The sequence below is a fragment of the Pseudomonas sp. FSL L8-0168 genome, assembly GCF_037976155.1.
GTDB classification, from domain to species: domain Bacteria; phylum Pseudomonadota; class Gammaproteobacteria; order Pseudomonadales; family Pseudomonadaceae; genus Aquipseudomonas; species Aquipseudomonas paracarnis.
Genome location: NZ_CP150262.1, coordinates 2156767 through 2169281, shown reverse-complemented (window position 1 = coordinate 2169281; position 12515 = coordinate 2156767). Strand labels below are relative to the sequence as shown.

Genomic DNA, 12515 nt, shown 5'->3' with positions numbered 1-12515 from the left:
CCGCTTCGCGCCCTAGCGGGAGCAAGCTCCCTCGCCACAGCAAGCTCGCGCCTACTTCAAATTGCCACTCAGAAACTGCTGCAGGCGTTCGCTTTTCGGATTGCCCAGCACATCCTCCGGCAAGCCCTGCTCCTCCACCAGACCCTGGTGCAGGAACAGCACCTGGCTTGAAACCTTGCGCGCAAAGCTCATCTCGTGGGTCACCATGATCATGGTGCGGCCTTCTTCGGCCAGGCCCTGGATCACCTTCAACACTTCGCCCACCAACTCCGGGTCCAGCGCCGACGTGGGTTCATCGAACAGCATCACCTCCGGCTCCATGGCCAGGGCGCGGGCGATGGCGACACGCTGCTGCTGGCCGCCGGAGAGGAATGCCGGGTATTGATCAGCCACCCGCGCCGGCAGCCCGACTTTGTCCAGGTAGCGGCGGGCACGGTCTTCGGCGTCCTTCTTGCTGCAACCCAGCACGCGGCGGGGGGCCATGGTGATGTTTTCCAGCACGCTCATGTGGCTCCACAAGTTGAAGTGCTGGAACACCATCGCCAGCCGTGTGCGCAAGCGTTGCAGCTCGGCGTCGTCAGCCACCCTCATGCCCTGGCGATCGCTGACCATGCGGATCGCTTGGCCGTCCAGGGTCATGGCGCCATCGTTGGGGGTTTCCAAAAAGTTGATACAGCGCAGGAAGGTACTCTTGCCTGAGCCACTGGCGCCGATCAGGCTGATCACATCACCGGTCTTGGCCTTGAGCGACACACCTTTGAGCACTTGATTGTCGCCATAGCTTTTGTGCAGGCCTTCAACGGTCAGTTTGTACATGGGGCATGCATCCTCAAGGCGAAAGTAGATAACCGCTGCGGTAGGCCTGTGTGCCGGCGACATGGCAGATCACCATGCCGGCCGTGGCCATGCGGCGTAGCGAACGGGCGTAAAGCAGCCCGGCGTGCTGGCAGTGCACAGGCGTTACGCGGTCTGTAATGGGGTCGATGATGTCGGCGACCCATTGCCCGGCCTCCAGGTATTGGCCTGGCAGGGCGTTGAATACCAGCAAGCCACCCACCGCCGTGGTCACCGGCTCCACCGCCGCCAACGGCGTAGCCGGGTAGGCCAGGGCAGGCAAGGGGGCTGCATTGCCGCGAATGGCGCCGAAGTGGATCAAATAATCAATGATGGCCTGGCAGTCCAGCGCGGCGAGGCCGTGGTTGACATCGCCCTGGCCACGCAGCTCGACGGTCACCGACAAGCTGCCCATGGGGATCGGGTAGCGTTCGCCGAAGCGTTGCTGCAACTGCCACCACACCAGGGTGAAACACTCATCAAAAGACTGCCCGCCGGAATCGGTGGCCAACAGGTTGGCCTGCGAACCCAGGTAGCGCGCCAACGGCTCTACCTGTGGCCAGGCTTCGGGCGTGGTGTACAGGTGCGTCACGGCTTCGAAGTCGCAATGCAGGTCCAGCACCACGTCGGCATCACAGGCCAGGCGTTGCAGCACCAGGCGTTGGGAGTGCAACTGGGTCTGGGCGGTGTGCGCGGCCAGGGCGTGGGACAGTGCGCTGCGGATCAATTGGGCATTGCGCTGGGGATCATCGCCCAGCAGGTCTTCGACCTGGTTACCGACGTCTTCGCTGAGATCGACGAACAGGCGATTGAAGTTCTGCCCGCTTTCCAGTTCGTAGCGGCCCAAGGGGATATCCATCAATACCTGTTCCAGGCCCACCGGGTTGGCGACGGGAACCAGCACGATTTCGCTACGCAAGCGCCCGGCCGTTTCAAGTTCTGCCAGGCGCGCCTTCAGATGCCAGGCCACCAGCATGCCCGGCAATTCATCGGCATGCAGGGAGGACTGGATGTACACCTTGCCTTCGGGCTGCTGCGGGCCGAAGTGAAAACTGTGGATCTGCCGCGCCGTGCCGGGCACCGGCGCGATCAAGTCATGTAGCTGATGGTGCATGCAAACTCCTTAGTGGCTCGGCCCGAGAAAGGCCAGCCAACGGCGTTCCGCCAGGCGAAACAGGCCGACCAGGGCAAAGGTCACCGTCAGATAGATCAGTGCGGCAATGCCAAATGACTGGAAGGTCATGAAGGTGGCGGAGTTGGCATCCCGGGCCACTTTGAGGATATCCGGGATCGTCGCGGTAAAGGCCACGGTGGTCGAGTGCAGCATCAGGATCACCTCGTTGCTGTAGTAGGGCAACGAGCGTCGCAACGCAGAAGGCATGATCACGTAGGCGTACAGCTTCCAGCCACTGAGGCCGTAAGCCTTGGCCGCCTCGACTTCGCCGTGGGCCATGCTGCGGATTGCCCCGGCGAAAATCTCCGTGGTGTAGGCGCAAGTGTTGAGGGCGAAGGCGAGGAGGGTGCAGTTCATCGCATCGCGAAAGAACGCATCCAGCACCGGTTGTGCTCGTACAGCGGCAAGGCTGTAGATGCCGGTGTAGCAGATCAGCAGTTGGATATAGAGCGGCGTGCCACGAAACAGGTAGGTGTAGAACTGCACGGGCCAACGCACCAGGCGCTTGCGCGAAACGCGGGCGATGGACAGCGGGATCGACACCAGAAAGCCGATGACCAGTGAGGCGCTGAGCAGCCACAAGGTCATGGCCAGACCGGTGATGTGCTGGCCGTCGCTATAAAGAAAGGGGCGCCAGTATTCCTGCAATAGCTCGATCATCGCACGGCCTCCCGGGCGCCTGCGGAGTAGCGACGTTCAAGTCGGCGCAAGACAAAGTTGGACGCGCTGGTGATCAACAGGTAGATCAGCGCCGCCAGCACCAGGAAATAAAACAATTGATAGGTGCTCTTGCCAGCGTCCTGGGCGGCTTTTACCAAGTCTGCCAGGCCGATGATCGACACCAGTGCGGTGGCCTTGAGCATCACCATCCAGTTATTGCCGATGCCCGGCAGCGCAAAGCGCATCATCTGCGGGAAGGTCACATAGCGAAACCGCTGTCCGCGCTTGAGCCCGTAAGCGGTGGCGGCTTCGAGTTGGCCACGGGGCACGGCGAGGATCGCACCGCGAAAGGTTTCGGTGAAATACGCACCGTAGATAAAGCCCAGGGTGATCACCCCGGCGCTGAACGGGTCGATCTCGATGTATTCCCATTCCATAAAGTCGGTAAAGCCACTGAGCCAGGTTTGCAGGCTGTAGAAAATCAACAGCATCAGCACCAGGTCCGGTACCCCGCGAATCAGGGTGGTGTAGAGCTGGGCGGGGATACGCACAATGGCCAGGCTGGACAATTTGGCGCTGGCGCCGAGCAGGCCCAGCACTACGCTGACGGCCAGGGACAGCACCGACAACTTGATGGTCATCCAGGTGCCTTGCAGCAACAGCGGGCCGAAACCCTTCAGGCTGAATGCGCTCAGCCCGAGGGTTTGCAACAGATCTTCGAACATAAATCAGGACCTATGGCGATAAAAAAGCGCCCCACCCGAAGCAGGGCGCCCCAGGCATTATTTGCCGCTGTACAGGTTCAGATCGCCAAAGTGTTTCTTCTGGATAGTGGCGTAGGTGCCATCATCGTGTAACGCTTTGATACCTTTATCCAAAAGCGCCTTGAGTTCAGTGTTACCTTTTTTGATACCGATGGCGGTTTTCGACGGCAGCAGCGGGTCGTCGATAGCGGCGCTCACTTCATAGCCAGCACCGGCGGGCGACTTGAGAAAGCCCAGTTCGGCTTGCAGCATGTCCTGCACGGAAGCGTCGAGGCGCCCGGAGGTCAGGTCGGCGTACACCTGGTCCTGGTTGGCGTAAGCCTTGGTGGTCACCCCGGCTTTATCCAGTACGGCCTTGGCGTAGGCTTCCTGGATGGTGCCTTGCTCATAACCCACGGATTTGCCCTTGAGAGATTCTGGCGTCGAATAGCCAGCGCCTTTCTTGAACACCAGCGAAGTCGGGCCGGAGAACAGCTCGGAGGAGAAGTCGATGGCCTTCTCGCGCACTGGAGTCACGGTCATCGACGAAATCACGCCATCGAATTTATTGGCTTTCAGGCCCGGGATCATGCCGTCGAAGTCACTTTCGACCCACTTGCACTTGACCTTCAGCTCTGCGCAGATCGCATTGCCCAGGTCGATATCGAAGCCCACCAGGCTGCCGTCGGCGGCCTTGGATTCGAACGGTGCGTAGGAAGGGTCGACACCAAAACGCAATTCCTTGTATTCCTTGGCTGTAGCAACACCAGCAGCCATGCACAGAGCCAGTGCAGAAAGGGTCAGCAATGCTTTTTTCATTAGGTAATCCCTGGAAACCAAGATAAGCGCTTGTGGCGCGATTAGGACTGTTACTGAACGGTGTCAGACCCACCACAAGTAGCAATTTCTGCACCATAGTTCCGGATGGGCTTTTTAAACGGTGGGGTAAGGCAGTTCCAAGTGTAGGCGGTGCCCAAAAATGGGCATGGAATTTCCAGTGCACCATTCTGGATCTTTCATTTATCAAGAAGGTGGGAGGTGGATCAGGCCAACAGGTCTTGTAGCGTGGCCAGGTTGTCCGCTTCCTCCACCGCCTTGTCCTGGCGCCAGCGCAGCATCCGCGGAAACCGCACCGCAATTCCGCTCTTGTGCCGCTTGGACAGAGCAATCCCTTCAAAACCCAGCTCAAACACCATGCTCGGCGTCACGCTGCTGACCGGGCCGAACTTCTCCACTGTGGTTTTGCGCACAATGGCGTCGACCTTGCGCATTTCCTCGTCGGTCAGCCCGGAATACGCCTTGGCGAACGGCACCAGAGTGCGCTCGCTGCCTGGCGGGCCGTCCCATACCGCAAAGGTGTAGTCGCTGTAGAGGCTGGCGCGCCGGCCATGGCCGCGCTGGGCGTAGATCAACACGGCGTCGACGCTGAAGGGGTCGACCTTCCACTTCCACCACAGGCCCATGTCCTTGGTGCGGCCCACGCCGTAGAGGCCGTTGCGATCCTTGAGCATCATGCCTTCCACGCCCAGGCTGCGAGAGGCTTCGCGCTGTTCGGCCAAGGCTGCCCAGGTCTTGCCTTCCAGCAAGGGCGAGGGCAATAACACCGGTTGGTTGCACGCAGCGATGACCTGTTCCAATTGGGTACGGCGTTCGGCTTGGGCGTGGTTGCGCCAGTCGTCGCCCTGATACTCCAGCAGGTCGTACGCGAGCACCGCCACTGGCGCATCCTCAAGGACTTTTTTACTCAAGGTTTTACGGCCAATGCGCTGTTGCAGCAGCGCGAAGGGTTGCACCGAGTCTTTCCACACCACGATTTCGCCATCAATCACCGTACCATCGGGCAGGCCACTGACCAGGCTGTGGAGTTCAGGGAAACGTTCAGTCAGCAACTCTTCCCCGCGAGACCAGACCCACAGGCGGCCCTCGCGCTTGACCAGTTGTGCGCGAATGCCATCAAACTTCCATTCCACCTGCCAATCGGCGGGTGAACCGAGCAGGGTGTCGAATTGCTCCACCGGTTGCGCCAGCCCGTGAGCCAGAAAAAACGGATAGGGTTGCCCGCCACGTTGCGCGTGCTCGTCGGATGATTCGGCGGCAATCAGCTTGAGGTAGCCTTCGGCTGTGGGACGGTTCGACAAATCGGTGTAGCCCACCAACCGCTGCGCCACGCGCTTGCTGTCGAGGTCGGCCATGGCAGCGAGGGCGCGGGTCACCAGCAGTTTGGATACGCCCACCCGAAAGCTGCCGGTGATCAACTTGATGCACACCATCAGGCTCGGTTGGTCCAGTTGCGCCCACAGCGCCGGCAGCCGGTCTGCAAGGTCCAAGGGTGGCAGACCGCGCAGGGGCAGCAGTTTTTCTTCCAGCCACACGGCCAGGCCGTCTTCGGATGTGTAGGTGGATTCTGGCAGGAGCAGTGAGATCGTCTCGGCCAGGTCACCTACGGACTGGTAGCTCTCTTCGAACAGCCAGGGTTCGATGCCGGCCGCTTCGGTGGCCATGTCCCGTAGCAGGCGCGTCGGCACCAGTTGCCGTGGCCTCCCGCCGCTGAGAAAGTACACCGCCCAGGCCGCATCGGCTGGCGGCGCCTGCAGGAAGTAGGCTTGCAGAGCCGCAAGCTTGGCATTGCTGGAAGTGGTGGCGTCGAGGTTGGCGTACAGCTCGGCGAAGGCTTTCATGCAGTGGCCTCTTCTTCGTCATCGCCGTATTCGGTGCTGAAGCCTTGGGCATCCAAGCCCTTTTCCCGCAGGTGACGCACCAACACACCGACCGAACCATGGGTGACCATTACCCGTTGTGCGCCGGTTTGTTCGATGGCCCACAACAAGCCGGGCCAATCGGCGTGGTCCGAGAGCACGAAGCCACGGTCCACACCGCGTCGCCGTCTGGTACCACGCAAGCGCATCCAGCCGCTGGCGAAGGCGTCGCTGTAGTCGCCAAAGCGGCGCATCCAGGTACTGCCTCCGGCGGAGGGCGGGGCGATGATCAGGGCTTGGCGCAGCAGTGGGTCGGTCTTTTTGAAGTCGCCGGCATACAGGGTCTCGGGGATGTAGATGCCCGCTTCGCGGTACACCCGGTTCAACGGCTCGACCGCGCCGTGGCTGAGGATCGGGCCGATGCTGGCGTCCAGCCCATGGAGAATGCGTTGGGCCTTGCCGAAGGAATAACAGAACAACACGCTGGCTTTGCCGCTGGCGATATTGGCCTTCCACCAGTCATTGATCCCGGCAAAAATCTGCGCCTGAGGCTGCCAGCGGTAAATCGGCAGCCCGAATGTGGATTCGGTGATAAAGGTGTGGCAGCGCACCGGTTCGAAGGGTGCGCAGGTGCCATCGGGCTCGACCTTATAGTCGCCGGACGCCACCCAGACCTCGCCCTGGTATTCCAGGCGCACCTGGGCCGAGCCCAGAACATGCCCGGCTGGATGAAAACTCAAGGTCACGCCGTGATGCACCAACCGTTCGCCGTAGGCCAGGGTTTGCAGGTTGATGTCCTGGCCCAGGCGCCAGCGCAGGATACCTTCGCCGGGGGCGGCGGCCAGGTAGTGTTGATTGCCGGTGCGGGCGTGGTCGCCGTGGGCGTGGGTGATGACTGCACGTTCTACTGGGCGCCAGGGGTCGATGTAAAAATCACCGGCAGGGCAGTAGAGGCCTTCGGGGCGGGCGATGACAAGGTCCATGGGGGGTGCCGGGGCGGTGGGCTTGTTAGTTATGAGGCGGGGCTGGGTGCAGAAGTTCTATCTGAATGCAGGTTGCAAAGGTGGGCTTGCCTTCGATGTTGGCCTAGAAGCCGACACCTATCTACCTGACACCTGACGATCCAACTGTGGGAGCTGGCTTGCCTGCGATGACGGCCTGACAGCCGAAGCTGTTATCCGTGTACATATCCATTTCTGCGGTAACGGCCACTTACGGTTCCGCTTTTACAGCCAGCCCTTTCAAGGTCTTCTGTAAAATCCCCTGAAATTCATTCAGGGGGTACCTAAACGATGTGGGCGGAAGTTCTAGCGCGTTTCGAGAAAAAAGCACCTGCCAGTGTCATGGCCAAACTGGCGCTGCAGCAGGCTATTGCCCCCGAGTGGATTGATCAGGTTTTCGAAGAACACCGGCAACGGCAGTATTCTCGTGAGCTATTGTTCTCGACCATCATCAAGCTAATGTCCCTTGTTTCATTGGGCTTGAAGCCATCTCTGCACGCCGCCGCGCGACAACTGGAGGACCTTCCGGTCAGCCTGGCGGCTCTCTACGACAAGATCAGTCGTACCGAGCCTGCTCTGTTGCGCGCCCTGATTACGGGCTGTGCACAGCGCCTGGCTCCAACCATCCGGGAGCTGGGCTGCACGGCGATGCTGCCGGGTTGGCAGGTTCGGGTAGTGGACGGTAATCACCTGGCATCCACTGAAAAACGTCTGGGAGCTTTACGCAACGAGCGCGGCGCCGCTCGTCCCGGTTTTTCGGTTGTTGCATACGATCCCGATCTGGATCAGGTCGTCGACCTTCAGGCGTGTGAGGATGCCTACGCAAGCGAGCGCGTTTGTGTGCTGCCTTTATTGGCCAATGCCGAGCCAGGCCAAGTGTGGCTGGCTGACCGGCTTTATTGCACGCTCCCGGTTATGGAGGCTTGTGAGCAAGTCCCAAACTTGCTTTGTCATTCGTCAGCAAGCCAAGCATCCACGCTTGATTCAAGAGGGTGAGTGGCAAGAGCCAGTACCTGTGGAAACTGGCACTGTGCGTGAGCAGATCATCCAGGTCAAAGGCGGTTACCAATGTCGGCGTGTCGAACTGACGCTTCATTCGCCAACGGACTCCGGCGACAGCAGCTTGATGTTCTGGAGCAACCTGCCTGAGAGCGTCAGTGCGCAACAGATCGCCGAACTGTATCGCCGCCGCTGGAGCATTGAAGGTATGTTCCAGCGACTGGAAGCGATCCTGGAAAGTGAGATCGAAACCCTTGGCAGCCCAAAGGCTGCCTTACTGGGGTTTGCAACGGCGGTATTGGCTTACAACGTCCTGGCTGTTCTCAAACGCAGTGTTGAACAAGCTCATCGGGATACCCAGCCTGAAGGATGGGAAGCCTCGATTTACCATTTAGCGGTTCAGGTCAGGAGTGGATATGAGGGAATGCAGATTGCGCTGCCCTCGGAACATCTTCCTGTCATTCCGTTGGAAAAACTGGCTCAGCACTTATTGGCGCTTGCCAGAAATATCCAACCTAAACAAGTTGCGAAAAGCCCCCGTGGCCCCAAGGTACCCAAGCCCAAAACATGGGTTAAAGGCACCGCGGTGAATGCGCATGTTTCAACGGACCGGATAATCAAGGCTGCCAAGACGAAAAGACCTTGAAAGGGCTGGCTTTTACAGCGGGTCACTTTTGGAAAAGAGCCCCAAAAGTAACCAAAAGGGCTCTTGCCCCACCACTCGGCACCTCGCTTGGGCTCGGTGTGCCCGTAATCCGCCAGTGATTTGGGGGGCCGCCGCCACGCGCCATCCATGGCGCGGGGCGGCTAAACCGGCATCCCTGCCGGTTTACCCCCCAAATCCCTGTCGAATTCCGGCCAGCGTGGTTTGACGGGGCGCTTAAGATCAAAATCAAAAGCAGATCAAGAGCGACTCGCTTCGCATCGTGGTTACCGTCGGCTGCTATCGCAGCAAGCCACACAGCGTTATCCGGTTTCGTCAAGGAAGCCCGGTTACTTACCGGGCGTCAGGGTCAACCTTGTCTTGCCATACACCTTTTCAAAGTTCTGCGGCTGCATCGGAAAGCTCAGGTATTGCGCCTTCAACGACGGGTCGATGCCGCTGACATAGTTCGGGCTGGCCGGGTTGCCGGATTGGCCGATGCCGCCCTGGCCCATCATCGGTTCCGCCTGGCCGAAGTCGATGATCATGCGCAGCGCCGACACCTGGGTCGCGTTGAAGTCCTGGCCCCAGCTATAGGGCGCCGGGTTCAAGGTGTTGTGGTCGCCACCGCTGGCAAAGGGGCCGCGGATGACCTGGCCGCTGGTGTTTTTCCATGTGGTGCTGTGCAGTTTGCCCCACTGCCAGGCCTTGTGGTCGGCGCCCAATTGGCTGTCGCCAGTAGCGATGGCGGCGGCCAGGGTACGGGCCAGGATCGCGGGTTTGTCTTCTTTTTGCGGTGTACGCGTGTCATCCCAGAACGGGCTGTCTTCACGGCCCAGCAGGTGGTCGGCGATGGCCGAGTAGGACAGGCTGGCGTTGCTGACGAAGGCTTTCCAACTGGCGCTGTTTTCCGGGCCGAGTTTGTCGAGGAAGATCTGCCGGGCGCTTTCCTGCAGGAACAATTCATAGATCGCCGCGTCAGCCGAGGTGGTCGCCAGCCGCCCATCGAAGGCCATCAGGCGCTCCAGTGCTTCGCGGGCCTTGGCACGTTCCGCTATCGGCAGGGCCTCGATGGCCTGCTTGAGGGGCTGGGCCATGCCGGGTGCCTGGAACATGCCCTTGAGCTTGGCGGCGAAGAGGGTGGTCTGGTCGTATTGCATGGCAATCAGGCTGCGGCTGTCATGCTTGCCGGCGTTGGCCAGTTGCGCCAGGCGCTCGTTGCGCTCCGGTGCATCCCAGGCGTTGGACAGTTGCATACCGTAGCCACGCGGCGCGGTGCGCTGGTTGGCGGTGCCGATCCAGCCTTGGGCCGGGTCCTGGTCGTACGGGTGCAGCATCGCGTCGGCGTAGCCGTCCCAGTCAAAGCGCGTGTCCCAGCCCGGCGATGGCAGCAGGCCTTCGCCTTCGCGGCGGTTGGGGAAGCGGCCGGTAACCTGCCAGCCGATGTTGCTGGCGTCGGCGAAGATCATGTTCAGGGCGATGGCGCGAATCTCGCGGGTAGCATCCGAGGCCTTGCCGGCGTTTTGTGCGCGGGACAGGTCGAAGAACGCATCCAGGCTCTTGTCGTCCTTGAAGTCGGCGGTTTGCAAAGCCAGGCCTAGACCGCTGGTGAGCGCCTGGCTGCTGTTGAGCAGGGCGCCGTGGCGGGTTTCGTACACCACTTCGCGAATCGAGCGCTGGCCCTTGATGAAGAAGGTTTCGTTGCGCACGCCGGCCGGCAGCCATTTGCCGTTGTTCTCGTAGTAAAGCGCGTTGCCCTGGCGTTTGACCTTCTCGAGGAACAGGTCCTGGGTGTCGCCCTTGACTGCGCTCATGCTCCACGCGACCTTGCCGTTGAAACCCGACAGCAGGGTCGGCAGGCCGGCAATCGAAGCACCGACAGCCTGGTATTTGGGCGCACGAATCTGCACGTAGTTCCACGGCGACGGTGCTTGTGGCTGCGCGGCGATGTCGTTGGCCAACAGGCTCCTGCCGCTGCGGCTGCGTTGCGGGCCAATGGCCCAGTTGCTTGAGGTGGTGACGCCCAGGGCATTAAGGCTGCGCAATTGCTGGCCCACCGTCTCTAGCCCGGCGAGGCCGGTGATCTGGCTCAGGTTGACGCCTTTGAGCTTGTCGGCTTCGGCCAGCGGGACGGGTTCGTCCGGTGCGCTTGGGGTGAGCCAGGCGAGTTTGTCGACGCCGACCTTTTGCGCCAGCACCAGGGCCGAAAGCTCCTCCTGCAAGTTGCTCGACTGGCTGAAATTGAGCAGGCAGAACAGCAGCGCCGAATCTTCCGGCTTCCAGTACTCGGGCTTGTAGCCGCTCTGGGCCAGGTCCGTCGGCAACTTGTCGCGATAACGGAACAGGTAGGCGTTGACGCCTCGGGCATACACTTCAAAGAAGCGTTTGAGGCGCGGCGACGAGGCGTTGTACAACTCGCCAGCGTTTTTCTTGAGGTTGACCGCCCGCATGAAACGGTCGACGTCCAGCACTTGCGGCCCCGACATTTCCGCCAGACGGCCCTGGGCCAGCAGGCGCAGCGTGACCATCTGGGTGATGCGGTCGCTGGCGTGCACGTAACCGAGGCTGAACAGTGCGTCGTGGAAGGTGTTGCTTTCGATCAGCGGCATGCCTTGGGCATTGCGGCGCACCGACACATTCTGTGCCAGGCCCTTGATTGGCTGCACGCCAGCAACGGGCGGCAGGGTGTCCTGGGTGTTCTGGAGCTGGCAACCGGCCAGGCCCAAGGCACTGACCACTGCCGCGGCAACGCCGAACCGGGGAAGAAAATGTAAGAGGGCTGGCGAGGCCATGGCAAAGCTCCTGCGGGGGGTAGCGTCAGTAAAGGCGCTACGTTAGTGAGCGCGGCGAAACGACGCAAGCGGGAGTTTTGGGTTAAGCATTAGAACTTGAGTCAGGCGCAGACCTGTGTGGGAGCGGGCTTGCTCGCAAAAACAGTGTATCAGTCAGTGTCTGTATCAACTGACGGAACGCGTTCGCGAGCAAGCCCGCTGCCACATTTGATCGCCTGCAACCTTGGATCAAGGCTGGGGCGGGGGGCCGCCGGCATTTTGATCTTCAGTACGGTTTAAGCGCCGTGGCACTTCTTGAATTTCTTCTCGCTGCCGCACGGGCAAGGATCGTTGCGACCGACGTCCTTCAACGCATTGCGCACCGGCTCTTGATGAGCGTGGCCGCAGTTCGGGCCGTGGACATGGCCGTGGTCGTGATCATGATCATGGTGGTCGTGATCGTGGTTGCAGTCAGGACCATGGACATGGGGTTGCTGTGTCATCGATGTTGCTCCGGAATAAAATCGCCGGGGATTATCTCGCCATTGTGTGCCACCTGCACGTCATTACCGATGAATAATCCGGTTTTCAGTTCGCCTTCCAGGCGATAAGGCACGGGCTCGTCGGGATTTTTCAACATCTGCACCACCTCGCGCACCTGCGGCCAGAGGTTGGTGCGCACCGAGACCTTGAAGAATTTATGACTGCGTGGCGGTACGGTCAGCCACTCGTTGGACTCGCCTTCGGTCAATACCAGGTTGCCCAGGCTGACCTTGTAGACCAGGCCGCGCACGGTCAGGTCGGCGTCGTCGCGGTTGTCCACGCGAAAGTACAGCTTGAATTTCTGTTCCAGCAGCTTGGCCCGTACCACTTCGACCTTGACCAGGGAAACGTGGGGTGGCGGCGCGTCGTCTTCGAACCAGGACGCGCAGCCGGTCAGGCCCAGGGTCAACGCCAGTATCAAGCTATACATCCGAAGCATGGCGTTATCCCC

The 12515-nt window shown here is 60.6% G+C and carries 10 protein-coding genes and 1 pseudogene; 1 reads left to right on the top strand and 10 read right to left on the bottom strand.

Annotated elements, in window-relative coordinates; genetic code table 11:
• Positions 1-51: 51 nt before the first annotated feature.
• The 7 genes from MHH62_RS09445 to MHH62_RS09415 all read right to left on the bottom strand — a co-directional run bounded on the left by MHH62_RS09445 (position 52) and on the right by MHH62_RS09415 (position 7090).
• Positions 52-816: an ATP-binding cassette domain-containing protein gene (locus MHH62_RS09445; RefSeq protein ID WP_014717251.1), complete on the bottom strand. Its 765-nt coding sequence runs from the start codon at positions 814-816 to the stop codon at positions 52-54.
• Positions 817-829: 13 nt separating this feature from the next.
• Positions 830-1948, bottom strand: a complete 1119-nt coding sequence (locus tag MHH62_RS09440) for a succinylglutamate desuccinylase/aspartoacylase family protein (protein ID WP_014717252.1) — start codon at positions 1946-1948, stop codon at positions 830-832.
• Positions 1949-1957: 9 nt separating this feature from the next.
• The gene (locus tag MHH62_RS09435; protein WP_003189226.1) at positions 1958-2668 is read right to left on the bottom strand and encodes an ABC transporter permease; all 711 of its coding nucleotides are present in this window, start codon (positions 2666-2668) and stop codon (positions 1958-1960) included.
• Entirely contained in the window at positions 2665-3393 is a 729-nt protein-coding gene (locus MHH62_RS09430) for an ABC transporter permease (protein ID WP_014717254.1), read from the bottom strand. The genes MHH62_RS09435 and MHH62_RS09430 overlap by 4 nt, the downstream gene beginning before the upstream one ends.
• A 57-nt stretch (positions 3394-3450) precedes the next feature.
• Positions 3451-4230 carry a transporter substrate-binding domain-containing protein gene (locus tag MHH62_RS09425; RefSeq protein ID WP_014717255.1) on the bottom strand — a complete coding sequence of 260 codons (780 nt, stop codon included), beginning with the start codon at positions 4228-4230 and terminating at the stop codon, positions 3451-3453.
• A gap of 224 nt (positions 4231-4454) precedes the next feature.
• Positions 4455-6089, bottom strand: coding sequence for an ATP-dependent DNA ligase (locus MHH62_RS09420; protein WP_339232855.1), 1635 nt, complete (start codon positions 6087-6089; stop codon positions 4455-4457).
• Positions 6086-7090 carry a ligase-associated DNA damage response exonuclease gene (locus MHH62_RS09415; RefSeq protein ID WP_014717257.1) on the bottom strand — a complete coding sequence of 335 codons (1005 nt, stop codon included), beginning with the start codon at positions 7088-7090 and terminating at the stop codon, positions 6086-6088. Before MHH62_RS09415 ends, MHH62_RS09420 begins: the two co-directional genes overlap by 4 nt.
• A gap of 360 nt (positions 7091-7450) precedes the next feature.
• Here MHH62_RS09415 and MHH62_RS09410 point away from each other — a divergent pair.
• Positions 7451-8753: pseudogene (locus MHH62_RS09410) on the top strand (IS4 family transposase).
• Between the two features lie 347 nt (positions 8754-9100).
• Here the strand turns inward: MHH62_RS09410 and MHH62_RS09405 are convergent.
• The 3 genes from MHH62_RS09405 to MHH62_RS09395 all read right to left on the bottom strand — a co-directional run bounded on the left by MHH62_RS09405 (position 9101) and on the right by MHH62_RS09395 (position 12503).
• Entirely contained in the window at positions 9101-11542 is a 2442-nt protein-coding gene (locus MHH62_RS09405; protein WP_339232854.1) for a penicillin acylase family protein, read from the bottom strand.
• Between the two features lie 275 nt (positions 11543-11817).
• On the bottom strand, positions 11818-12024 hold the full coding sequence (locus tag MHH62_RS09400; RefSeq protein WP_057975615.1) for an SEC-C metal-binding domain-containing protein: 207 nt from the start codon (positions 12022-12024) through the stop codon (positions 11818-11820).
• The gene (locus MHH62_RS09395; RefSeq protein ID WP_032873061.1) at positions 12021-12503 is read right to left on the bottom strand and encodes an LEA type 2 family protein; all 483 of its coding nucleotides are present in this window, start codon (positions 12501-12503) and stop codon (positions 12021-12023) included. The genes MHH62_RS09400 and MHH62_RS09395 overlap by 4 nt, the downstream gene beginning before the upstream one ends.
• Between the last annotated feature and the right edge of the window lie 12 nt (positions 12504-12515).

Bases quoted from the DNA above. Each gene is read 5' to 3' on its own strand.
- MHH62_RS09445 (WP_014717251.1), bottom strand. From the start codon at position 816: ATGTACAAACTGACCGTTGAAGGCCTGCACAAAAGCTATGGCGACAAT.
- MHH62_RS09440 (WP_014717252.1), bottom strand. From the start codon at position 1,948: ATGCACCATCAGCTACATGACTTGATCGCGCCGGTGCCCGGCACGGCG.
- MHH62_RS09435 (WP_003189226.1), bottom strand. From the start codon at position 2,668: ATGATCGAGCTATTGCAGGAATACTGGCGCCCCTTTCTTTATAGCGAC.
- MHH62_RS09430 (WP_014717254.1), bottom strand. From the start codon at position 3,393: ATGTTCGAAGATCTGTTGCAAACCCTCGGGCTGAGCGCATTCAGCCTG.
- MHH62_RS09425 (WP_014717255.1), bottom strand. From the start codon at position 4,230: ATGAAAAAAGCATTGCTGACCCTTTCTGCACTGGCTCTGTGCATGGCT.
- MHH62_RS09420 (WP_339232855.1), bottom strand. From the start codon at position 6,089: ATGAAAGCCTTCGCCGAGCTGTACGCCAACCTCGACGCCACCACTTCC.
- MHH62_RS09415 (WP_014717257.1), bottom strand. From the start codon at position 7,090: ATGGACCTTGTCATCGCCCGCCCCGAAGGCCTCTACTGCCCTGCCGGT.
- MHH62_RS09405 (WP_339232854.1), bottom strand. From the start codon at position 11,542: ATGGCCTCGCCAGCCCTCTTACATTTTCTTCCCCGGTTCGGCGTTGCC.
- MHH62_RS09400 (WP_057975615.1), bottom strand. From the start codon at position 12,024: ATGACACAGCAACCCCATGTCCATGGTCCTGACTGCAACCACGATCAC.
- MHH62_RS09395 (WP_032873061.1), bottom strand. From the start codon at position 12,503: ATGCTTCGGATGTATAGCTTGATACTGGCGTTGACCCTGGGCCTGACC.